We start from the raw sequence: 21609 nt of genomic DNA on the forward strand, positions 1-21609 counted from the left end.
CCGGTCGTGACCGAGACATCGACGATAGTTCTGCTCGATCCGCTGCGGCCGCACGTTTTTCCGCTCGAGGCACTCTCTTTGTTGTCCGGACCGATCCTGATCGACGACGATGTGCCGGTGTCGGTTCGTGAGGCGCTTCCGAAGTCGACACCGGGTGCCGGAGTGATCGTGATGATGGCCGGCGACGACGCAGCGGTGTCCGCACAGGCGGAAGCCGGGGTGCACGTCATCCGGGCGGCGCCTGTTCAGGGTGATCGTGTTGTAGAGGCTGCTTCCATCATGGATCGGTTATGGAGCCGTGGCGGCTGGGAAGCGACTCAGACCCACGAGAGCCTGTCGGTCTACCTTGTGGAGGAGACGTACGAAGTGCTCGACGCCATCCGCAGCGGTGACGAGATCGACCTTCGTGAGGAGCTTGGCGATCTTCTGTTGCAGGTTCTTTTCCATTCGCGGATCGCACAAGCACACAATGTGTTCGAGCTGGACGACGTAGCCGCCGCATTGATCGAGAAGCTGGTCCATCGAAGTCCACACCTGACGAGTTCGGGGGTGGTCGATATTGCCGAGCAAGAGCGCGCCTGGGACGAGTTGAAAGCTGCCGAGAAGGCTCGGGCTTCGGCGATGGACGGAATCGCCACGTCGCAACCGCCGATCCTCCTTGCCGCGAAGGTTCGGGCGCGGGCAGAGAAAGCAGGACTAAGTGACGCCATCGACGAGGAAGAGTTGGGGCGACTCGTTGCGCAGTGCAAGCAAGCAGATGCGGCGCTTGCCGGTGCCCTTCACTTGCTGATCGGCGCGATTCGCGCGCGCGAGGCCGACCCATCCCTCTGACGCCCGAATCCGTCTGACGCCCGAATCCGTCCGATTTGAAATGATTTGCCCGGTAATTTGTTGGCAATCGTAAAAGTAGCTCGTGTCACTCAGGTGCAGAGAAAACAAACCTGAGGTATGTTTACGTACGGAACGAGCTACTTACGGTTGTTTTTTCAAGAAATAGCTGCCTGAACGGCGGTTATGTTGGGCAAATGATCGTCGGTTCGTTTCCGCACTGTGAGATGCCAGGTACGGCAGCCGGCGGGGTGTTGCCGTGCTTGGCTCCAGGGTTGGTTACCGATCAGCGACCACCAATGCGAACCATGATGTAGCCGGTGCCGCCGCATGTAGACACGAAAGACTGATGATCATGAGCGTTCATGCTGAGGTGGGGATCCAGCCGACAACACGGCGGGCGGATGCAGAACTGCGGACTGACTGGCGGCGGGAGTACGGGCGAAGGATAGCGATCACAGATACGGTCATCGTCACCCTCGTTATCGCGCTCGCGCAGGTTGGAAGCATGTGGCCCAATCCGATCGAGTGGCTGACACCGCTCAAAGTGGTTGCATCTATTGCTCTGGGCGTGCTGTGGATGACGGTGCTTGCACGCGGACGCAGTCGGCATCAAGCGATGCTGGGCGACGGACGCGACGAGTACGAGCGGGTGGTCCTTGCCACTGGCCAGGTTTTCGGGTTGGGTGCACTCGCGGGAATCCTTCTCGGGATCGAAATCGCGCGAAGCTACCTGATGATTGCATTGCCGCTCGGACTGGTGGCCCTGATTCTTGGTCGATACCTGTGGCGCCGCCGCATTCAGGGGAAGCGCTCAGCGGGTCTGTGCCGCAACTCGGTCCTGCTGGTCGGTGGTCACGCGTCCGTGGTTTCGACTACCCGATCTTTCGTTCGAGAGTCGGGAGCCGGCTACGACGTTGTGGGCGTGTGCATTCCACGACGCTCGACGGCCCTCGACGATCACATTGTCGTAGACGGCGCTCGTGTGCCGGTGCTCGGCAATGAATTCGAAGTAATCGAGGCAATGCGGGCGAGCAATGCCGACACCGTGATCGTGACGGGAACCGAGGACCTCGGTCAGGTCGGAATTCGGAAGTTGATGTGGGACTTGGAAGCTGAAGGAATCGACCTCGTTGTTTCTCCAGTCATAGCCGACGTCTCCATGGCCCGCTTGATGATCCGGCCGGTCGCGGGAATCCCGTTGATGCATGTGGCGCGTCCACGATACGAAGGCGCGAACGGTTGGGCGTCAGGGACGTTCGACAAGGCCTTCTCGGCTGTGATGCTTCTGCTTGTTGCACCGGTGATGGTTGCCGCTGCACTTGCGGTGAAGATCACGTCGAAAGGCACGGTATTCTACAAGGCCGAACGGATCGGCCTGAACGGAAAACCGTTCCCCATGTACAAGTTTCGAACGATGGTAGCGGGTGCCGATCAACAGGTTGTCGATCTGATGGGTGACAACGAGGGCGCCGGCGGAGTGTTGTTCAAGATGCGTGAGGATCCGCGAATCACACCCATCGGCAAAATTCTCCGTAGGTTGAGTATCGACGAGCTTCCGCAGTTCTTCAACGTCATACGTGGTGAGATGAGTGTCGTCGGTCCGCGTCCGCCGTTGCGACGCGAAGTCGAGATGTACGACGACGAAGTGTCGCGGCGTCTGTTCGTGAAGCCAGGCATCACCGGTCTGTGGCAGGTCAGCGGTCGGAGCGATCTGTCGTGGGAAGAATCGGTTCGACTCGATTCTTCGTACGTGGAGAACTGGTCTGTGGTGCAGGATCTTTCGATCATCGCTCGCACGGTCTCAGCGGTAGTCCGGAGTGACGGGGCTTACTAGCAACAACTTACCGAGCTGCGCTGAAACGGGAGTCTGCGCAACCGGCCCGCAGATTTCTGAGATACCCCGCTGTTTGGTAGACGTAATTGTAGGCCCACGTGCCGATGGAGAGGTCAGGACGACTCGCGACCATCAGTAGTTCCCCCGAATAGCACTGGGAAATAATGAATCGTGCGCGCGAAATATGAGGAACAAAGGTCACAGCGATGACGGTTGTCCAACCGTTCAGGCGCGCAAGCCGCTCGATTTCGAGACCTTCCCCTTCGGTTGTCGAGGGGGAGGGCACAAAGCAATCGACCGGAAAATCGAATGATCCGTTACAGATCGATTGCATCTTCTTGTCGTTGTCGCTGTAGGGATTGGAGAAGATAATTCGTGGTGCGTATCCGCGTCGCACGAGTTCGAGTCCCACTTCTTCGCGGCCGTCGTGGGCGCCACCGAGTACTACGACGGCGTCGGCAGATTGCGGTTCGTCAACCTTCGGGGACACGTAGAGTGGCCACCCTGCGATGGTTGTCAGGGCGAGCGCGGACACCGAGATGGCTACGATTTTCGAGGCTTTCGACATTTTTCTGATAGCCCGACAATACCTGCATCGATGCGCGCGATATTGATGGATGTGAACCCCTCGGGGCATATGCCGGATTTACGGCATTGCGGATTACATAGGGGCAAAACAGGTCTGGGACCGTGTCGCTGAGCGGACCAGGCGACCTCGTCGGCGCCGGAATTGTCGAGTATTGCCGTGGTGTCGTCGAAACTTCGATGCCTGCTGGGTAACTGACTACGGCACTTCGGGTATGTTTGTGGTTATTCAGCAAACTTGCGGTTTCCTTTGTTGATCTTGAACTGTAGGGCCGAATTGGAGGTTTCGACGTGTCAGATGTGCGGGCCAGGGACGCAGCGATTCGTCGCGAGTTGGGCGTGCCACCGACATTTGATCTGGTAGCGCACGTTCGGAATCTCTCTCGGGTAATGCTGCCTGCGTTAGTAATTGCGTTGATCGCCGGTGGTGCGATGTATCTCGTTCGGGGGAGTGAGTCGCCGGTCTATGAATCGGACATCGTCGCGGAAGTGCAAGCGGGTGCCCAGGTTGTCGTCAGTGATGCAAATCTAGGACAACTGGTCGCGCCATACACCGCTCTCGCCTCTGATAGCGCGGTAGTTGCCAGCATTCAGAGTCGGATGGACAACGGTTGGACGGCGTCGGACGTTTCGAGTCACATCGCGGTTACTCCCGGCACCTCGCCGGCCCTGGTGTTGGTGAAGGCGACTGGATCCAGTCAGGAGGAGGCGGACCGTCTCGCCCGCACCGTAGTCGAGATACTGAGCGATGCGCAGTCTCAACGCAACGCCGAAACTCTTGCTCTGCGCACCAAAGCATTGACTGACGACATTGCGCGGCTCAACTCGCAACTCGCGGCTGCGCGTCAAGAGAGCATCGACAACGACGAGACACCGATAGCCGATCCGACGACCTCGGCCGATCTTGATGCAAGGCTTGAACAGCTCAGGCAACTGCGCGCCTCCGACTCGACAGCAGATCGGTTGCAGCTGTTGTCGGCACCGACGGGGACCGGTCTACCGGTAGCGCCGAAACCGTTTGCAGAAGCAGCAGTTGTGTTCCTGGTTGTCCTGATACTGGTGGCAGAAATTCTTGTTGCTTGCCGTGGACGGTTCAGTTCTCGGGTTACCGACGCGTGGGCTCGGCGTGCCTCCAGAAAGTTTGGTGCATCATTGCTCGTGCAGCACACATCGGGCGCCGATATTCCGTCGAATGTCGCTCTTACACTGAGTCAGCGCGCGAGCTTGGGTGACAACGTACTCGTGCTGGTGGGGGACGGAGTAGACACCAACTCGTGGCACGTTCCGGAAAACCTGCAATCTCGGATAGCCGTCCACCCCTTGAAATCGGAATGGTGGAGCAAGATCGATTCGAGTGGGACGGAATTCGCCATTGTGCTCGTCTCGGCTCGGAAGGCGGAACAGCAAGACATCGTCGATGCTCTCAGAGCGCTGGCAGAAGTTGACGTCACACGCTCGCTGGTGCTCGTCGGTCCAGCCGCGTCTGAACCGTTCATCGAACTGATTACGTTGTCACGATTTCGGGGCAGAGGCGACACATCACACTCAGTGAGTCCACGGCCTGTGGTCAAGGAATCGGTTGCGACGATATTGGCGGTGCCGGACACCTCGCCTTACGCGCAGACTCCGGCAAGTGGCCCGACACCAGTGGCGTCGGCGGAGGCTGTATCCCTTGCAACACCAGCGCCTGTGCGCCAAGCACATTCAGTTGATTTGATCAAATCCGCCGATCGCAGTGAGCGTGGGAAGTTGATCGATGCGCAGACCGTGACGATCGAACGAAATCGCTTACCCTCCTCTGCCGGCAAGAAAGCCCGAACCGCTCGCGCAGAAACGGCAGTACAGCGAACCGATCAGGACGAGGTAAGTGCCCCCGACGGAGTTGATGGCGCACCCATTGGCGACGACATCAACTCCGAGGCACCCACCGAGCGGATTGTATTGGTCACCAATAAGAACGGTGATACTCGCGCTGAGCAGTCCGTGAGGCGCGTGGGCTCAGTGCACCAGGAAGGTACGAACGGGGAGCCGGATTGACATACCGGATTGACATAGAGGATATCGGGATTCAGATCTTGGGGGCGCTGCAACCCCCGATTGCCTTCTTGACTGCGTCCAGGGCAGGTTTCGGCGTGTAGTTGATCGTCACCAGACCGAAATTCTGCTCGATGTCTCGGGAATTGGTTCCGCGATCACGCATGCTGTAGATGAATATGCGTTCGATGTAACCGAGTGCCTGTGCCTGCGCAAATCCGTCGGAGATGATGCTGGCTTGTAGTTGCGGAGTGACAGCAGTTGATCCCGATCCGGTAGGAGCGCCGAATTCTGTTGCCCAGACCTTTTTTCCCGTGTCGCCATTCTTCACCATGATGTCGCGCATCAAACGAATCCGGTAGAAAGTATTCCAACTCGAGGTGGATGCGTCGGACGGCAAGGCAGGCCAACTGTACGGGTGGATGGAGAACACATCGAAGTACGATTTAGCGCCGGCGCTGTAGAGGGCGTTCAGATAGGTGACCGGTGATATGTCGGAGCCGTTGTCGACCGCGGGCGCTAATCCTCCGTTGAGGATCTTGGCCCCCGGTTGGACCGCTCGGATACTGGTTGACGCAGCCTTCAGTATCGCTGCGTAGGTGTTGACGTTGGGCTTCGGGCGGAAGAACTGTGTGAGGTTCGGCTCGTTCCAGATCTCCCAAGTGCTGATCCTCGTTGAATAGCGTTGCGCTGCTTGCTGAGCGAACTTGGCAAACGCCGCGGTGTCAGAAGGGTAACCATGAGTGTCGGTTGCTCCGGCCACACGTGCCCATGCCGGCGTGTAGGTAACGATGCCGACGAGACTCAATCCTTGTAGTCTCGCTCGATCGACAACACGATCAGTTGCTGCCCAATTCTGTTGACCCTTGGTCGGTTCGACGGCAGACCAGTCGATGTCGAAGCGCAGCCATGTCGTGCCTGCGTTCTTCATGGCACTCAACTCGGTATCCAGATCGGCTTGTGAGAGCCAATTCAGTGGCGCTCCGCCTGCGATACCCAACCCGACAGAACTGCAGGTTGCGGGCGGGGCACTTGTCGTTGTTGTTGTTACCGGCTTGGGTGCACAGGCGCTTAACGATCCGATCGTCAGTAGCAGTGCACATACGAGTGGTAATCGAAGTCGACGCACGTCGACCACCTTCCTTCCACGGGAATGCGAAATCGGAGCATCTGGCAGAGCGAATTATCCGTATTTCACGGATTAATCCGACAAGCATCAGAATTGCATGAATTCATCCAGTGGTTGGCAGGCGGCAGGTCTTTTCTTCAGTACTTGTGCCTGCTTGTGAAGTCGATGGAAATGCGCCGGTTGGTATTGTCCGTTTTTTGCCGACTGCAGATTAGCATGGCGAAATATTTCAGATACAGCCTCCGGTTTTGTTGGCAGCTACCAGAACGTCCATTGCAGGCTTCGGATCGGAATTCACGTCCAGAAGCCCGAAATTTTGTTCGCGATCGCTTGTGTCGGAACCACGGTCCTGGAGGCTGTACACAAATACCTTCGCGATGAATCCCAGTGCGCGAGCTTCGTTCAGTCCGTCCTGGAGAATTTCGGCTTGGACGGCCTCGGTGACAGCGTCCGGGCCGTCCCCGGTCGGGGAACCGAATTCCGTTGCCCAGATCGACTTTGTCGTGTCGCCGTTCTCGATCATGGTGTCGCGCATAAGTCTCATTCGATAAAACGAATTCCAGCTTTGTGTCAGCGAATCGGAGGGGAGCGCGGGGAAACTGTACGGGTGCATCCCGACGACGTCGAACTGCGGTCCAGCCCCGGCCTCGTACAGGTCGGTGAGAAACGTCGTGGGGCTGATATCGGTGCCGTTGTCCGTCGCCGGTGACAGCCCGCCGGAGACGATTGTCGCGTTCGGTTGGGACTCTCTGATCGAGGTACTTGCCGCCGTGAGCAGTTCGGCGTACGAGGTCACATCGGGCACCGGATTGTAGAAGGCCCGCAGATTAGGTTCGTTCCAGATTTCCCACGAAGACACAGAATCCGCGTAACGTTCCGCCGCGAGGCCGGCGAAGGTGGCAAAAGTATTCGGGTCAGCGGGGCGGGTATGGCTGTCGGATTCGGCGACGGAAGGATCACGTGCCCACTCCGGCGTGTAGGTGATCAGGCCGAGCACCTCGAGTCCTGAATCTGTCGCTGTGTCGACCAGTCTGTCGGTCCCGGACCAGTCGAAGGTTCCCTGAGTGGATTCGATATACGACCAGTCGAAATCGAATCTGATCCAATGCGCGCCGGATGATCGAATGTCTTCGACAACCTGCTGCATTTCCGATTGGTCCAATGACGTGTAACCGGATCCGAGTGCGATGCCGGTGTTGTCTGTTGGAGGAGCCGTCGCACATGGTTGCCCTAACGCGGGAACTGAAGAGTGCACGACAATGCCCATGCCCACGAGAACGATCGCGGCTGCTGATAGTCGAATCAATTTAGTCATGGACGAGTTCCTCGAGTAGTGCCGGAAGATTCTTTTGTATGTCGTACCGGTCGACAACCTTTTCTCGTCCGGCATGAGCGAACGCGGATCGCGCATTGTCATCGCCTAGAAGCCTGGTGATTTCTGCGGCCAGGCGAGTCGGGTCGTCGACCGGGACGAGTGAACCGGCGCCACCCGCCAATAACTCGCTGGTTCCACCGTGATCTGTTCCGATGACTGCAATTCCGACGCTCATCGCTTCGAGAACCACCAAGGGGCTGGCTTCAGGCGATGTGCTGGCCGAGATGGCGAGGTCCCAATTCCTCAGAGTGGACAGTGAATCGACATATCCGAGGAATTTCACGCGGCCCAGCAGGTCCGGCTCGTTAGACCGTTGTTGCAGTGCTTCGGCGTACGGTTCGTCTCCAGGAAACGGGACGCCGCCGATCTCGAGATGGACATCGGGCGTTCGGGCAACGGCGTCCAGCAGAACGGTATGTCCCTTCCACGGAGTGATGGATCCGATGATTCCCACGATGCGCCCGGCGGGGGACTGAATTTTCGCGGCTTCGGCAGGAACCGCAACGCCGAGTCTCGCGACACTCGTGGGAATACCGAGTGCGCGTACCGGTATTGCGGTTGGTCCGGACACGGCAACCGCGCGTCGGATCGATGGCCTCGCGATCCGGACGACGATGTTCTGTTTGGTGTTGGACAGAGTGTCGTGGATGAGCCAGGTCGCGCCGCCCCTCACACGGCCGAGCCTGATTGCGGGCAAGGCAAACAGTGAGTTGACAATAACTTTGGCGTTCTCGGCCAGCGCGCGGGCGGCAACGACGCGTCCGGCGATCCGCCAGTTCTTGGCCACTGTGGCGATACCGAGAATTCGACGGACGCCGCCCTCTCCCCTGAGCCCGAGGGCCGGTAGTTCGACAACTTCACAGATACCGGTGACGCGTTCGCGTAGTGGGCCGTTCGGGCAGGCCAATATCACCGTGGACCCGCGGTCTCGTGCAAGCGTCATCACTTGGATCATGACGAGTTCGGCTCCGGATACTTCACCGGTATGGCTGACGAAGATCAACGTTCGAGTCATGCGGTTTCTCCACCGGGTTTGATGAGTGACAACAAGGGCTTCCCGCCGGAAATCGGGAGTACTACGAAGATCCCGATGACAACGACAGGTGCGACGATGGCGACGATCGGCCACGGAATGCCGAAACGTTCGACACCGAGGGTTCCCGTGATCGCGGCCAATGCGCCCACGAGGGACGTTGCGATGAACGGGACTGCCGGAAACAGTTTGCGCACTGGAAGTGTCCGAAAAATGACCGTCCACATCGCAACGAACAGAAGGATTTCGGTCAGCACCGTTGCCAGTGCGGCGCCGTTGAACGACAACCGGGGGATCAGGACGAAGTTGAGAACGACATTGACGCCCAGACCGCCGAGAGCGACCCATGGGTACGTCCGATGCCGTCCACTGGCAACCAGCATCATCAGGCCGAGTTGTGTCAGCATCGAGAAACATGCGCCAAGCACCAGCAGTCGTGTCGAAGTGCCTGCAACGGTGAATCTCTCGCCGTACAACAGTGAGAGAACCTCTGCCGCTGCCGGCCAGAAAGCAGCAATGGATGCGCCACCGAGGACAGTCAGGACAATGAACGCTTCTCGGCTTCGTTCCCGGAATGCGTCGAGTTTGTCGGGCCACGACGCCACCAGGAGTGTCGTCACGGGCGTGACGATGGTGATCGCGACGATCTGTAGGAGATCCGCGAACTTGTATCCGATGCTGTACAACCCGACAGACTCGAAAGAATCGAGTTGTCCGAGCATGAGTACATCGACGCGGGAAAGTAGTGTGATGAAAGCAAATCCGATGCTCAGCGGTATTGCCTCGACCAGCATGTCCTTCCATCGCCGAAATTGAGCACGCGACGCCGGGAGCGGACCGGCGATTCCTTGGCGAACACCTCGAATCTTGATTGCGGCGGCGACCACTTCGTTGATCAACGCCGGAATTACGAAGACGATCAGGATCGGTTGCCATAGAACCGCTGCGATGGTCGCGATCAGTTGAGCAAGTTGCCCGGCTCCTTCGGCGACTGCCACGTATGTCATCTTGAGGCGGCTTTGATACATAACGGACAGTGCGTGACTCGGCGTCGCGACAACAACGACGAGACCGGCAACGGCTGTCGCTTCGACGACTTCCGCCGGATAACTCAACAACCAGACGTAGCCAACAGCGAGGATGTACCCCAGTAGTCCCAGGACGACGCGCAGCGAAATAAAGGCTGTCGTGACCAGCGATATTTCCCAAGGATTGCTTTCGACCAGTTTCGCAAGGACGACTCGACCGACTCCGAGATCGGTGATGACGGACAACAATCCGAGCAGACCGAAGATCAACGAGAACTGTCCGAATTGCTCGGGGCTTATGGCGCGAGCGATCAGGACGGAGCCGATCCAGCCCATTGTTGCTACAGCGACCCTGCTCCCCAGCATGATGACGGTGCTGCGGCGGGCTGCGTTCGCGGTCAATTCGGGCGTCGACGGTTCGTAGATCTTGGTTTCTCGTTCGCGCCGTTCCTGTTCGAACGTCTCGAGTGCAGCTCTTTTCAGTTCTGCGAATTCTCGCTGCGATACGTACTCGCGGTCCGTTTCGCGGCGTTTTGTCATGAAGCGCAATTCAGACACTCAATCCAGCGGATCGGTATGCGCCGACGGTGAGTTCGGCAGTTCGCGCCCAGGTGAGTCGTGATGCGACCTGGGGTGCGGCGGTCCGTAGAGCCAAGTTGCATTCTGGATCGTCGATCGCTGAGCGCAGAGCACGGACCCACGAGTTCTTGTCATGGGTCTTCACCAGTATCGCGGCTTCGCCGGCAAAATCGGGAAGTCCGCCGACGGCGCTGGCGACTACCGCACTGCCGCAGGCCATGGCTTCGAGTGGTGGTAGCCCAAAACCTTCGTAGTGTGAGGCGTAGGCAACGACTGTGGCCGCGGAATACAGCGCGGGAAGATCCTCTGTTGCAACGTATCCGAGTCCTATCGCAGAACGGGGTGCGGAAGGTCCGCGCGAGCCGGAACCCGCGAGCACGAATGGAATGGAAAGTTCTGAGCAGGCCTCGGCAACAAGCGCGACGTCCTTACGAGGTTCGATCGTTCCGACCTGAAGCACGAACTTCTCGGGCAAATTCAGTCGAACGCGGACGTCTGCGACTGCAGTCGGGGTGGGAACCACAGCCCACGGTGCGGGGGCCAACGGGGTGACCACCGCCGCTCGCCCACTGAAAGATTTGATTCGTTCGGCGGTGAAGTCGGACACCGCGATGAGCACGTCCGCTTTGCGTAGGGCTCGTGAGAGTAGTTGCCGTTCACCGGCCGCCCGGAACTTGCTGAATGCCCATGGAACATCGAATACCGACATGTCGTGAAACGTCGAGACCGTAACGCCCGCTTGCCTGATCGGTAGATCCACGTCGAGGCTGTGGTACAAAGCTGACCCGGCAATAGGAACCATGGCCCAGGCAGCCCTACGGGCGCCGGCGACGACCGGTCGCTCGATCGCGCTGAGCGACGACGGAATTTCGGCGACGGCGTCGCTCTGGATTGCCGCGCTCAACTTCACCGACCCGTCGACCTGCAGGGCGATTTCTTTCAGGATTTCACGAGCGTAGGTTTGTACGCCTCCTCCGCCGGGGCGCAGGGCCATTGCTCCGAAGGTGATCTCCGAACGGACGTCATGTGTTCGTCTGAGTGGTGTTGACTCAATGCGCATCCCACAGTTCCAATCAGTAACCAGAAATAGAGGTCGAGAGGGAAAATCTCGAAGTAAGTGGCAAACACCGATGCACAGGCCGCGGCGATGACGGAAGCACTGACACCCAAGGCGAACGCGCTGTCCTGGCCCCGAAGTACCCGAGAACTTCGGAGCGCGGTGACCGTCGCCGAGATCAGGAGTAGGACAAATATCCACACCCCGATCGGGCCGAGTTCGACCGCAACTTTCATGTAGTAGTTGTCGGGTTGATACGGAATCAATCCCAGCGTGGTGGCTGCCTTGATAGTCAGCGTGTCCAGCATCGGGTGAGCTGTTTCAGCGGCTTTCGCCGCGGCAGATCCGGTGGCGCCAAGTCCCTGTCCGAGCGGATGGACGTAGAGCGAACTGATCGTGGACGACCATCCATTGCCACGTTCCGAGAGGCTGTACGACGAGAACAACGGAGCGACGATCGACGACGGCGCGAGCAATAGCGCAACCGGAACTGCCACGGCAACGCCGGCGAAGACGACTAGTAATGAGCGGTAGCGGTAGATCGCCAAGCAGAAGAGACCCACAGCAAAAGCGATGTAGCTGGCGCGCACGATCGAAACGCCCATCCCGGCAATCATGATCGGAGTTGAGGCGAGAAAGATGATGTTCCGCAAGCGCTTCGGATCAGCAAGGCTGACAGAAATACCGACAATCAGGCTGAGGCTGACGAACAGCGCAAACGCGAATGGTCCGGTGAACGTGCTGAAACTGCGCAGCAGAGAACCGGTAATTCTGATTTGTTCGGTGTAGCTGTAGCCGAGTTCGACCAGATACTCCGGCCCGACGAGTTGCTGGAGCAGGCCGATCACCGAGGTGAGAATGCCCATCCCCATCAGAATCGTGACGAGATGGTCTCGGTCCGATCGGGTGAAGGGCGCTCTCCAGAGGATTACCGGGATCAGAGCGTAAAAGTACGTGATCTTGATCGAACCCACCCCGCCGATTCCGGACAGGATGAGGGCAGACGCCGACCCGAGTACAACCCAGGCAAGGGCGGCTGGCCACCACGGCATCGACGGGTGCACGACACGGTGACGATTCGGACTCACAAAAGTGCTCAGCAGCGTGAGCAAAATGAGCCCTTCCTTCCAACCTGCCAACGATTGCCCACTCGGGATGATCGCCAGTAGCCCGTGAAGGGGCGCAAAAAGTGCGAGGACGAGCAGTCCACGCTGCGGCCGACGATAGAGGGCAAGCGCCACCGGGGCTGCCGCCACCACGCCGAACGCCATGATCACAGGGTTCACACGGTTGACCGCTTCGGTGGAGGGCTGTAGCTCGGTTGTAGTGCGGCGCTGCCGAATTGCTTTGCCACCACCGACATCGATTCTCTGCGAATGATGCTGCGAAGGTCACGATGGTACGACGGGTGATCACCGACCTCTGCCATGACAGCGTCGAACGCATACCCACGTCGAGTCATTCGCGCAATGCCCTCGTCTCCTCGCTGCTGACGGAACCACTCGGCGTCAGCAGGTGAGAGAATTACTTTCGTCGGGACGCCACGACTGTGCAATGCGTCCAGCAAGACTTCGGGAACTTGAGTTATACCCCTGTGCCCCAGCAGCTTCCATGCGAAATACGGAAGACGTGATTGAAGCTGTGCCTTGATCACCGCACGTAAGGGAGGTTTGGTGGTGTCGGTGCCCGAAGTGATCTTCGGAGATTCGGGCAGTACCGCATCGGTGAGTGACCGCTTCCTGCGCGTCGACCACAAGATGGTATTCACAAGAATTGTCGACCGAGCACCAAGCGTCAGGGCCACCGACGCCGCCGTCCATCCACCCGAGCACAATCCCGCGAGTATGACGTTTTCAGGTGCAGCGCCGAGCGCGGCGACAGCTGTCAGCGCGTCTTCGTCTGCGGCCCTTGAATACACAGACGTTGGATTGTTTGCATCGATATGTCCGGTGTCGCCGACTCCACGTCGGTCGAACCGTAAGCTGGTAACGGAGTGCTCGGCGGCATCGCGTGCAATGTGTACCCAAGATCGGCCGGGTCCGATGCGGTGCTCGATCGCAGTTGTGAAGAAAACCATGCCGCGCTCGGGTTTTCCGAAAGAGGCAGCCGAGGCGTCGACGGAGGTATGCGCGACCGAGGTTGCGGGATGGGTCCGGATTGCGAACAGTTGATCCGCGCCGACTCGTTCGAGCGACTCGTAGACGTCGTCACCCGTCGGCGTCACCGCTACTCGCGCAGTGAGTTCGATTGTGGGGCTGACGGTATGCGTCGTTGCCGGTGCATGACGGTCGATCCATCCGGCGATCTCGTCGATGTGGCGGTATGGGATATCGACGTAGAAGCTTGGCGGCGAAGTGAATGCCTCGTGATTCTCCAGTGTCAGCACATCGGGCTGTAGTTCGGAGGTCAGGCGGGTAATCGCGCCGCTGCCCTTCATCGAGGACCGGACGGCAAGGAGGGTCTGCGGGTTTCCCGGGAATGGGTATTTCAATCGGGTCTGGGTGAGTTCGTCGGCGCATTCTGGTGCCAGTGCGCCGCCCATGATCGATACGCGCGGGTCGGTGGGGTCGTCTTCTCCGACGCTGATGGAGTAGAACGCTCGTTGCTCCCGGATGAAGCTGCGTCCGTTGACAACCGGATCCCATAGGACCACCGAATTGATTGTCCCGCAGCCTTCGAGAGCTGAAGCGGCCAATAGTGCGCCGAGTCGTAAACCGACGATGCTGACGGATTGAGCACCGCACTGACGGACGAAGTCAACTGCGCTGACGATGCTGCTGCGCCATCGATCCATCGCGTCGGGTGCATCCTCATTGCCCGACGAATCACCGACACCCTCGTAGTCGAAGCGAAACGCGACTATTCCTCGGGCAGCCAGTTCGTCTGCCAGAAGTCGCATTCCGCGGTAGGTATCGATGTGCTCCTTGCCGATGGGTGAACACAGCACGACTGCTTCGCGCGCAATACCCGATGTCGGAACATGGACGAATCCGAGCAGTGGTGCCTCCGCCGGGCCGAACCATGTGGCCAATTGAGTCTCGATGGTGATCACTCCGTGTTGTTGGCTGCCGAATTTGAATATTGACGTGCTGTTGCCGACCTCACCGTGAGGAGGGCGGCCGTCGATTGAGGTTGCCTGTATGTTGCTAGTAAACATACCATCGGTTTGTTTGATCGCGCTTTTACGGGCGCAAAGTATCAAATCGTACAATTGACGCGTACTGGAGTCCGAAATGGCTGGTGTTCTGGTCCATGAATGGATCGAACGTTCTGGGGGAGCGGAGAAGGTTCTCGACGAGTTTGTCAATTGCTATCCGGATGCGGATGTCTACTGTCTCTGGAACGACGCTCCCGATCGATATCCGGCGACAAATGTCCGCGAGAGCGTGTTGGCTGGAACGCCTCTACGCGGTAGGAAAGCGATGGCACTTCCGGCGATGCCGTTCACGTGGCGTGGTCTCGAAAATCGTGACTACGATTTCGCTTTGATCAGTTCTCATCTATTTGCTCACCACGCAACATTCGCCGGAGCGTCCCCGGAATTACGTAAATTCGTTTATGTTCACACGCCTGCCCGTTATGTGTGGAATCCGGAACTCGACGAGCGTGGTAATTCACTCTCGGCGCGGATGGCGTCGCCGATGCTGCGGCGAATTGATCGTAAGCGCGCCTCCGAAGGCGCGTCTTTTGCGGCCAACAGTGAGTTTGTCAGCAAACGAATAGAACGCGCTTGGGGTGTGAGTTCCAAGGTTATTCATCCGCCGGTTGATGTCGATCGAATTGTCGCTGTTGACGACTGGAGGTTGAAATTGTCACCGGAAGAACTTCAGTTACTTTTCAGCATGCCCCCTGTGTTCGTTTTGGGTGCATCTAGATTCATTCCGTACAAGCGGCTTGACTGGGTGATCCGTGCCGCAGAGAAAGCCGGCGTTGCGGCTGTTATTGCCGGGTCGGGGCCGGAGGAGGAGCGACTTCGTTCAATGGCTTCCGAAGCCTCGGTGCCGGTGCGGATTATTCATCGACCGTCGGACGCTTTGCTGTTCGCTTTGTACCAGCGCGCGCTTGCGTACGTGTTTCCGCCTATCGAGGACTTCGGGATCATGCCGGTGGAGGCCATGGCAGCCGGCGCCCGACTGATTACGAACAGCATGGGAGGTGCTGCGGAGACGGTGACGCATGGCGTCGACGGGCTGCATTTTCACGATGACCGGTGGGAGTCGATTGCAGAGTGCATTCAGGAGATCGACCGCGTGAGTATTGTCAGGTCGAACACGTATGGCAAGTACTCGGTGCGGCGCTTCCATGAGGAGATAGCGATGTGGACGGGCGTCGAATCGGCCGCCTATGTGAAAAGTTTAGATCCCCAATAACTTTCACCTGAAAGCCCGCCGGGGCAGGCGAAGACGGCAGAACCGACGTGCTGGATGTATTCGTTCAGCGCGTCGTGCCGGGAGAGGTTTTGCTGCATCGGAACAAACTGCTCGACAGGGTTCCGGCAGTACGCAACAAAGAACAAGCCGGCGTCGAGGTGACCGAGCCCGTCGGAACCATCGGTGAAGTTGTATCCGCGCCGCAGGATTTGGATTCCGCCCAGTTCTTCGGAAGACGCCAGACGGACATGTGCGTCCTCGGGAATGACGAAGTCGTGGCCTTCCTTCGAGTCCAGATCGAGTTCGTCGAACTCGTCCTTTCCGCCGAGCGGAGCGCCACTGCGCTTCGACCTGCCGATGACGGCTTCCTGTTCCTTGAGGACTGTGCGATCCCATTGCTCGATCAGCATCCGGATGCGGCGGGCGACCAGAAATGATCCCCCCGCCATCCATTCCTGATCGTCGGCGCCGTCGACCCAGACGTGTTCGCTCAGTAGCGCTGGATCCTCCGCCTTGATGTTGGCGGTTCCGTCCTTGAACCCGAACAGGTTTCGCGGAGTTTGTTGTGTCGTGGACGTCGAGGATGTTCGCCCGAATCCTAGTTGCGACCATTTGACCGACGCCGTTCCGAAGGCCACGCGCGCGAGGTTGCGGATGGCATGAACCGCGACCTGGGGATCGTTGGCGCACGCCTGGATTGCGATGTCGCCGCCACTGCGCGCCGGATCGAGGTTGTCGGCCCGGAAATGCGGAAGGTCCAGTAGCGCAGCAGGCTTCTTGTCAGCCAGTCCGAAACGGTCGTCGAACAGTGACGGTCCGAAACCGATAGTGAGCGTCAGTTGTGAGGCAACAAGGTCGAGGGCCTCGCCGGTATCACTCGGCGGTGCATACGGGCCGTCACCGGTTGCACCGTCCTCGGTTGCTTCCTCACCCTTTGTCATTCGCTCGGCCATAGTGGTCCAGGTCTGCAACAAAGCGATCAGTTCGTCGCGGGACGTCGTCGTCACGTCGAACGCGACGAAGTGCATACGATCCTGGGCGGGCGTTGTGATGCCGGCCTGATGGTCACCACGAAAAGCCACCACGTCTGAGTTGTCGGTGCTGGAACTGTTGTCAGCGGTGACCCGTCCGACAACAGCACCGGCACCAGCGAGGGCAACACCGGCTCCCACGGCGCCGAACAGTTTGCGCCGTGAGAGTCCTTGCGGTGTCGGATTTTCCGGGCTAGGTGTGCCCTGTGGTGCATCAGTCATTACTGCCCCGCAACTACTTCCTGAACCTGGCTGACCTCTGCGGACAGAGCGTCGATCTTACGTGAAAGTTCCTGGCGCTGAGCTTCGGTGACGGTGTCGTAGAAGACAAATCCGTCGCCGACCCGGAACTGCGCGAGCGCTGCGTCGAGGTCGGCAAATCGATCCGAGATGCGCTGGGCAAGTTCGGGATTGCGTTCCTGCAGAATCGGGTTCAGAGCGGCGATCGCAGCCTGGGAGCCGTCGACGTTGGCCTGGAAGTCCCACAGGTCGGTGTGCGAGAAGATGTCTTCTTCGCCGGTGATCTTGGATGTCGAGATCTCGTCGAGCAGTCCCTGTGCATCGCCGGCGATCTTGGTGGGATCGACCGAGTAGTCTTCGGCGTTTACCTGATCAGCCAGATACTGGATATCGACGAGCAGCTGATCTGCGACGGCATTGGTGTCGGGCTGCAGACCGGTGACCCACAGATCCTTCTCGAGGCGGTGGAAGCCGGTCCAGACCTGGCCGGGCTCCAGGTCTGCCTCACGCAAGTCGAGCTTGGGATCGAGCTCACCGAAGCTCTCGGCCTCGGGCTCGATGCGTTCGTAGTACGTGCGAGTGACCGGGAACAGCGCCTTGGCCTGCTCGATGTCGCCCGACTGAACGGCTGCGACGAACTGAGCGGCGGTGTCCTGTAGTGCCACGATCTGGCTGCGGATGTATCGGCGGTACCCGTCTGCTGCTTCTGCGAGCTGGCCACTCTCGTCGGTGGCTGCCTGCGAATCGCCGGTGACGACAAAGTCCTGTCGGATACCGGTTCCGACCATTCCGGGCTTGCACGCAAGCTGATACGTCGCTGCCTCGGGGAGTGAGACGATGAGCTGACGCGTCAGACCGGGCCCGATGTTCTCGACCTCGCCCATCGCGCGGTCACCCTCGGCGAAGACGTAGAACTCGGTGACCTTCGTGCCGTTGTTGGTGACCTGGAACGTCGACTTGCCCGTCGTACCCGTGGTGGCACTGACGTCGCACGAATCATCGGTGGCAGTGACGATGACGTCGCCGTCGCTTGCCGTCGACTTCTCGGTGCACGCGGCGAGTGAGAAGGGGAGTACCGCGGCTGTCGCGAGCACGAGAGTGGATTTGCGCATCGTTGGAAGTGCCTTTCAGGATTCTGTCGGTTCGGACGAAGTGGTCGGCGATGCAGCGATGGCAGGTGCCGGTGACGATTGCGGACGCAGGAAGAGCGCCAGCACGACGACGAGATACACGACCCACGCGGTCGCTTGCAGAACCGTCGGGTCAGGGCGGAAGTTGAAGATGCCGGCCAGGACAGTGCCGTACCACGTGGACGGGTCGTAGCCCGGGGTGAGGTTGAAGGCGATGTTTTCGGCTCCTGGCAGGACGTTCCCGATCTGCAGGGCGCGGATGCCGTACGAGAGGATTCCGGCGGCCACGACGATGAGGAAGATCGCGGTGTAGCGGAAGAACGTCGTGAGATTCAGACGTAGCGCCCCGAAGTACATGGCGACGGTCAGGATGGCGGCCAGGAGAATGCCGAGCAGCAATCCGATGAGTGGCCAGGAACTGCCTGCCGTGTTCTCGGCGTACCCGACCATCAGCAGTGCCGTCTCGACGCCTTCGCGGCCGACAGCAAAGAATGCGAGCGTCAGGATTGCGATCGGTCCGGCGACGAGGGCCTTTTCCATTCCGGCCTTGAGGTCGCCGGAGATGGTCTTGGCCGCGGTTCGCATCCACAACACCATCGCAGTCACGATCACCACGGCGATCAGTGACGCAATTCCGGCGATGACTTCCGCGGTAAGGCCGTCGACGGTGGATGTGCCGTAGTGGATGACAAGGAAAATGATCGCGACCATCGCCACGGCGGCAAAAACGCCGAGCCACACCCACTTCAGTGCGTCCCGCCGCTGTGCCTTGACGAGGTACGCGGCCAGGATCATGACAACGATGCCGGCTTCGAGGCCTTCGCGGAGACCGATCAGGCCACTGCCGAATAGCTGCGTGGCAACTGACGGACTGCTCGACGCTGCGAGTACCGACACGGGCACGGATGCTCCTTAACTGGAGGAAGCTCGGCAGCTTCACGGAATCGGCCAAAAGTAGGACAGCCTTAACTCCGATGAAGATACTCCACCTTGCGGCTGCTATCCACACCCTGACCAGGCCTTTTGATTCTCTTTACTATCAAATTCGGGTGTTCAGTCGACTCGTGTGGATGATGGAGGGGTGTACCGAACCACTGCCAAGACCTCGAGACCCCGACGCGTCGTGCGCGTCGTCGCCGCGATAGCTGCCGGAACGGTGCTTGCCGGAGTGGGTATTGCAGCGTGTGGATCCGATGAACCGAAGATCGCGATTCCCGAAGGAATCCCGCCGGGCGTTGGCTTGCCGACACCGCCGATCGACATCAATGCACCCGGCCGCAGCGCAGATCAACTCGGTGATTGGGCCGCCGGACTGAGCAGTGACGTCGGAATCGGTACGACTGCGCTCACGGCCTACGGGTACGCCGCCGCCGTGATGGCTGAGACGTTGCCCGGTTGCGGGATCGGGTGGACGACACTCGCCGGGATCGGGAGCGTCGAAAGCCGTCACGGAACGTACGACGGCTCAGCGGTAGACGCCGTGGGTCAAGTCAGTCCGATCATTCGCGGCATACCACTCGACGGCGGGCCGGGCGTAGCCGAGATTCCCGACACCGACGGCGGCACCATGGACGGAGATTCTGTCCACGATCGCGCGATGGGACCGATGCAGTTCATCCCGGAAACCTGGTTGAAGTGGGGCGTCGACGCCAACGGTGACGGTCGTATCGATCCAGACAATATCGATGACGCCGCCCTCACCGCGGCGCGGTATCTGTGTGCCCGCGGGGGAGACCTGACCACAGCCGCAGGGTGGCAGCAGGCTCTGATGGCGTACAACCTCTCCGGGGACTACCTCGCGCTCGTGCGTGATCGGGCTTCGGCATACTCGGTGGGAACGCGGCCGGCATGAGTGCTCATGACCGCAGTTCAGGCCGGTGTGTGCGCGTCGATAAAGAAGCCTTCGCGCGCTGCGGTTAGGCTGTGTGCTGGCACTACGGGGGCCCCGGCACGATCGTGGTCCAATGCCCATGCACGCAGTGTGTGTCCCAATGTCCACGCACGCGGAGTGCGCCCCAATGCGAAGCCCATCGAAGGAGAACCACACAGTGGCCAGTATTGAGCAGGTCGGAGCTCGCGAGATCCTTGATTCCCGTGGCAACCCCACGGTTGAAGTTGAGGTTTTGCTCGACGACGGAAGTTTCGCCCGGGCCGCAGTGCCCTCCGGCGCATCCACCGGTGAGCACGAAGCCGTCGAGTTGCGCGATGGTGGCGCTCGCTACGGCGGAAAGGGTGTCGAGAAGGCAGTCGAGGCAGTTCTCGGCGAGATCGCGCCCGCAATCATCGGCATCGACGCCACCGAACAGCGCACCGTCGACCAGGCGCTGCTCGACGCAGACGGCACCCCGGACAAGTCTCGCCTCGGCGCCAACGCACTCCTCGGCGCTTCGCTGGCAGTTGCCCGCGCCGCAGCGGAGTCCTCGGGCCTCGAGCTGTTCCGCTACGTCGGTGGCCCCAATGCCCACGTCCTGCCCGTCCCGATGATGAACATCCTCAACGGTGGCGCTCACGCCGACACCGGCGTCGACGTCCAGGAGTTCATGGTTGCTCCGATCGGTGCACCGAGCTTCAAGGAATCCCTGCGCTGGGGTGCCGAGGTTTACCACTCCCTCAAGTCCGTCCTGAAGGAAAAGGGTCTGTCCACGGGCCTCGGAGACGAAGGCGGCTTCGCGCCTGACGTTGCCGGCACCAAGGAAGCTCTCGACCTCATCACGATCGCCGTGAACAAGACAGGCCTCAAGCTGGGTACCGATGTCGCGCTCGCGCTCGACGTTGCAGCCACCGAGTTCTACACCGACGGCACCGGCTACAAGTTCGAGGGCAAGAATCGCACGGCAGCCGAGATGGCAGCGTTCTACGCCGAGCTCATCGACGCTTACCCGCTCGTCTCCATCGAGGATCCGCTCGACGAAGACGACTGGGATGGCTGGGTTGCACTCACCGACCAGATCGGCAACAAGGTTCAGCTCGTCGGCGACGACCTGTTCGTCACCAACCCCGAGCGCCTCGAAGAGGGCATCGTCAAGGGCGCGGCAAACGCACTGCTGGTCAAGGTCAACCAGATCGGCACGCTGACCGAGACCCTCGACGCAGTCGACCTCGCTCACCGCAACGGCTACAAGACGATGATGAGCCACCGGTCCGGCGAGACCGAGGACACCACCATCGCGGACCTCGCAGTTGCCGTCGGCAGCGGCCAGATCAAGACGGGTGCGCCGGCTCGTAGCGAGCGCGTCGCCAAGTACAACCAGTTGCTGCGCATCGAGGAGAACCTCGGTGATGCCGCTCGTTACGCCGGCGAGGTTGCATTCCCGCGCTTCGCATTCGAGGCCTGAGCAACACATTTAGGTATC

The 21609-nt window shown here is 59.7% G+C and carries 17 protein-coding genes; 6 read left to right on the top strand and 11 right to left on the bottom strand.

The annotated features are described in order from the left end of the window. The first annotated feature begins 6 nt into the window (after nucleotides 1–6). Entirely contained in the window at nucleotides 7–831 is an 825-nt protein-coding gene (locus FEZ60_RS25665; protein WP_172937386.1) for a MazG family protein, read from the top strand. Between the two features lie 352 nt (nucleotides 832–1183). After that, nucleotides 1184–2665: a sugar transferase gene (locus FEZ60_RS25670; protein WP_172937387.1), complete on the top strand. Its 1482-nt coding sequence runs from the start codon at nucleotides 1184–1186 to the stop codon at nucleotides 2663–2665. Between the two features lie 7 nt (nucleotides 2666–2672). Here the strand turns inward: FEZ60_RS25670 and FEZ60_RS25675 are convergent, their stop codons facing one another. Continuing rightward, nucleotides 2673–3155 carry a YdcF family protein gene (locus tag FEZ60_RS25675; protein ID WP_346343412.1) on the bottom strand — a complete coding sequence of 161 codons (483 nt, stop codon included), beginning with the start codon at nucleotides 3153–3155 and terminating at the stop codon, nucleotides 2673–2675. A gap of 386 nt (nucleotides 3156–3541) precedes the next feature. Here FEZ60_RS25675 and FEZ60_RS25680 point away from each other — a divergent pair, with 386 nt between their 5' ends. After that, complete coding sequence (locus FEZ60_RS25680) at nucleotides 3542–5287, top strand: hypothetical protein (protein ID WP_172937388.1); 1746 nt, start codon at nucleotides 3542–3544, stop codon at nucleotides 5285–5287. A gap of 31 nt (nucleotides 5288–5318) precedes the next feature. Here the strand turns inward: FEZ60_RS25680 and FEZ60_RS25685 are convergent, their stop codons facing one another. The 7 genes from FEZ60_RS25685 to FEZ60_RS33185 form a co-directional block, all read right to left on the bottom strand. Then, entirely contained in the window at nucleotides 5319–6413 is a 1095-nt protein-coding gene (locus FEZ60_RS25685; protein ID WP_346343413.1) for a cellulase family glycosylhydrolase, read from the bottom strand. A 229-nt stretch (nucleotides 6414–6642) separates the two neighbouring features. Further along, nucleotides 6643–7728, bottom strand: coding sequence for a cellulase family glycosylhydrolase (locus tag FEZ60_RS25690; RefSeq protein WP_172937389.1), 1086 nt, complete (start codon nucleotides 7726–7728; stop codon nucleotides 6643–6645). Then, nucleotides 7721–8803 carry a glycosyltransferase family 4 protein gene (locus FEZ60_RS25695; protein WP_045069317.1) on the bottom strand — a complete coding sequence of 361 codons (1083 nt, stop codon included), beginning with the start codon at nucleotides 8801–8803 and terminating at the stop codon, nucleotides 7721–7723. Before FEZ60_RS25695 ends, FEZ60_RS25690 begins: the two co-directional genes overlap by 8 nt. Further along, a complete protein-coding gene (locus tag FEZ60_RS25700) occupies nucleotides 8800–10407 on the bottom strand; it encodes a flippase (RefSeq protein ID WP_346343414.1) in 1608 nt (535 codons plus the stop codon). The genes FEZ60_RS25695 and FEZ60_RS25700 overlap by 4 nt, the downstream gene beginning before the upstream one ends. Further along, on the bottom strand, nucleotides 10400–11422 hold the full coding sequence (locus FEZ60_RS25705) for a glycosyltransferase family 1 protein (protein WP_239654781.1): 1023 nt from the start codon (nucleotides 11420–11422) through the stop codon (nucleotides 10400–10402). The genes FEZ60_RS25700 and FEZ60_RS25705 overlap by 8 nt, the downstream gene beginning before the upstream one ends. Beyond that, nucleotides 11368–12756: a hypothetical protein gene (locus FEZ60_RS32675; protein WP_045069855.1), complete on the bottom strand. Its 1389-nt coding sequence runs from the start codon at nucleotides 12754–12756 to the stop codon at nucleotides 11368–11370. Before FEZ60_RS32675 ends, FEZ60_RS25705 begins: the two co-directional genes overlap by 55 nt. An 11-nt stretch (nucleotides 12757–12767) precedes the next feature. Beyond that, a complete protein-coding gene (locus FEZ60_RS33185) occupies nucleotides 12768–14537 on the bottom strand; it encodes an alpha/beta hydrolase family protein (protein ID WP_172937390.1) in 1770 nt (589 codons plus the stop codon). A gap of 181 nt (nucleotides 14538–14718) precedes the next feature. On the opposite strand from FEZ60_RS33185, the gene FEZ60_RS25715 reads away from it, so the two are divergent. Further along, nucleotides 14719–15855: a glycosyltransferase gene (locus tag FEZ60_RS25715; RefSeq protein ID WP_033234555.1), complete on the top strand. Its 1137-nt coding sequence runs from the start codon at nucleotides 14719–14721 to the stop codon at nucleotides 15853–15855. On the opposite strand, the gene efeB is transcribed toward FEZ60_RS25715, so the two are convergent. The 3 genes from efeB to efeU are packed head-to-tail and all read right to left on the bottom strand — an operon-like array spanning nucleotide 15828 to nucleotide 19153. Then, on the bottom strand, nucleotides 15828–17108 hold the full coding sequence (gene efeB, locus FEZ60_RS25720; RefSeq protein WP_172937391.1) for an iron uptake transporter deferrochelatase/peroxidase subunit: 1281 nt from the start codon (nucleotides 17106–17108) through the stop codon (nucleotides 15828–15830). The genes FEZ60_RS25715 and efeB overlap by 28 nt on opposite strands. Beyond that, on the bottom strand, nucleotides 17108–18238 hold the full coding sequence (gene efeO, locus FEZ60_RS25725) for an iron uptake system protein EfeO (protein WP_172937392.1): 1131 nt from the start codon (nucleotides 18236–18238) through the stop codon (nucleotides 17108–17110). The genes efeB and efeO overlap by 1 nt, the downstream gene beginning before the upstream one ends. Before the next feature lie 15 nt (nucleotides 18239–18253). Next, entirely contained in the window at nucleotides 18254–19153 is a 900-nt protein-coding gene (efeU, locus tag FEZ60_RS25730; protein WP_045069322.1) for an iron uptake transporter permease EfeU, read from the bottom strand. A 184-nt stretch (nucleotides 19154–19337) separates the two neighbouring features. Between efeU and FEZ60_RS25735 the strand changes: the two genes are divergently transcribed. Then, nucleotides 19338–20108, top strand: a complete 771-nt coding sequence (locus FEZ60_RS25735) for a lytic murein transglycosylase (protein WP_045069324.1) — start codon at nucleotides 19338–19340, stop codon at nucleotides 20106–20108. Between the two features lie 196 nt (nucleotides 20109–20304). Further along, on the top strand, nucleotides 20305–21591 hold the full coding sequence (eno, locus tag FEZ60_RS25740; RefSeq protein ID WP_033234550.1) for a phosphopyruvate hydratase: 1287 nt from the start codon (nucleotides 20305–20307) through the stop codon (nucleotides 21589–21591). Nucleotides 21592–21609 lie beyond the last annotated feature (18 nt).

This window comes from Rhodococcus sp. MS16, from assembly GCF_013277795.1.
Taxonomy (GTDB): domain Bacteria; phylum Actinomycetota; class Actinomycetes; order Mycobacteriales; family Mycobacteriaceae; genus Rhodococcus_F; species Rhodococcus_F globerula.

What these genes read in the sequence shown, in the direction of transcription:
- efeB (WP_172937391.1), bottom strand. Translation starts at nt 17,108, where the DNA reads ATGACTGATGCACCACAGGGCACACCTAGCCCGGAAAATCCGACACCG.
- FEZ60_RS25670 (WP_172937387.1), top strand. Translation starts at nt 1,184, where the DNA reads ATGAGCGTTCATGCTGAGGTGGGGATCCAGCCGACAACACGGCGGGCG.
- FEZ60_RS25690 (WP_172937389.1), bottom strand. Translation starts at nt 7,728, where the DNA reads ATGACTAAATTGATTCGACTATCAGCAGCCGCGATCGTTCTCGTGGGC.
- FEZ60_RS25695 (WP_045069317.1), bottom strand. Translation starts at nt 8,803, where the DNA reads ATGACTCGAACGTTGATCTTCGTCAGCCATACCGGTGAAGTATCCGGA.
- efeO (WP_172937392.1), bottom strand. Translation starts at nt 18,238, where the DNA reads ATGCGCAAATCCACTCTCGTGCTCGCGACAGCCGCGGTACTCCCCTTC.
- FEZ60_RS32675 (WP_045069855.1), bottom strand. Translation starts at nt 12,756, where the DNA reads ATGGCGTTCGGCGTGGTGGCGGCAGCCCCGGTGGCGCTTGCCCTCTAT.
- FEZ60_RS25715 (WP_033234555.1), top strand. Translation starts at nt 14,719, where the DNA reads ATGGCTGGTGTTCTGGTCCATGAATGGATCGAACGTTCTGGGGGAGCG.
- FEZ60_RS25705 (WP_239654781.1), bottom strand. Translation starts at nt 11,422, where the DNA reads ATGGCCCTGCGCCCCGGCGGAGGAGGCGTACAAACCTACGCTCGTGAA.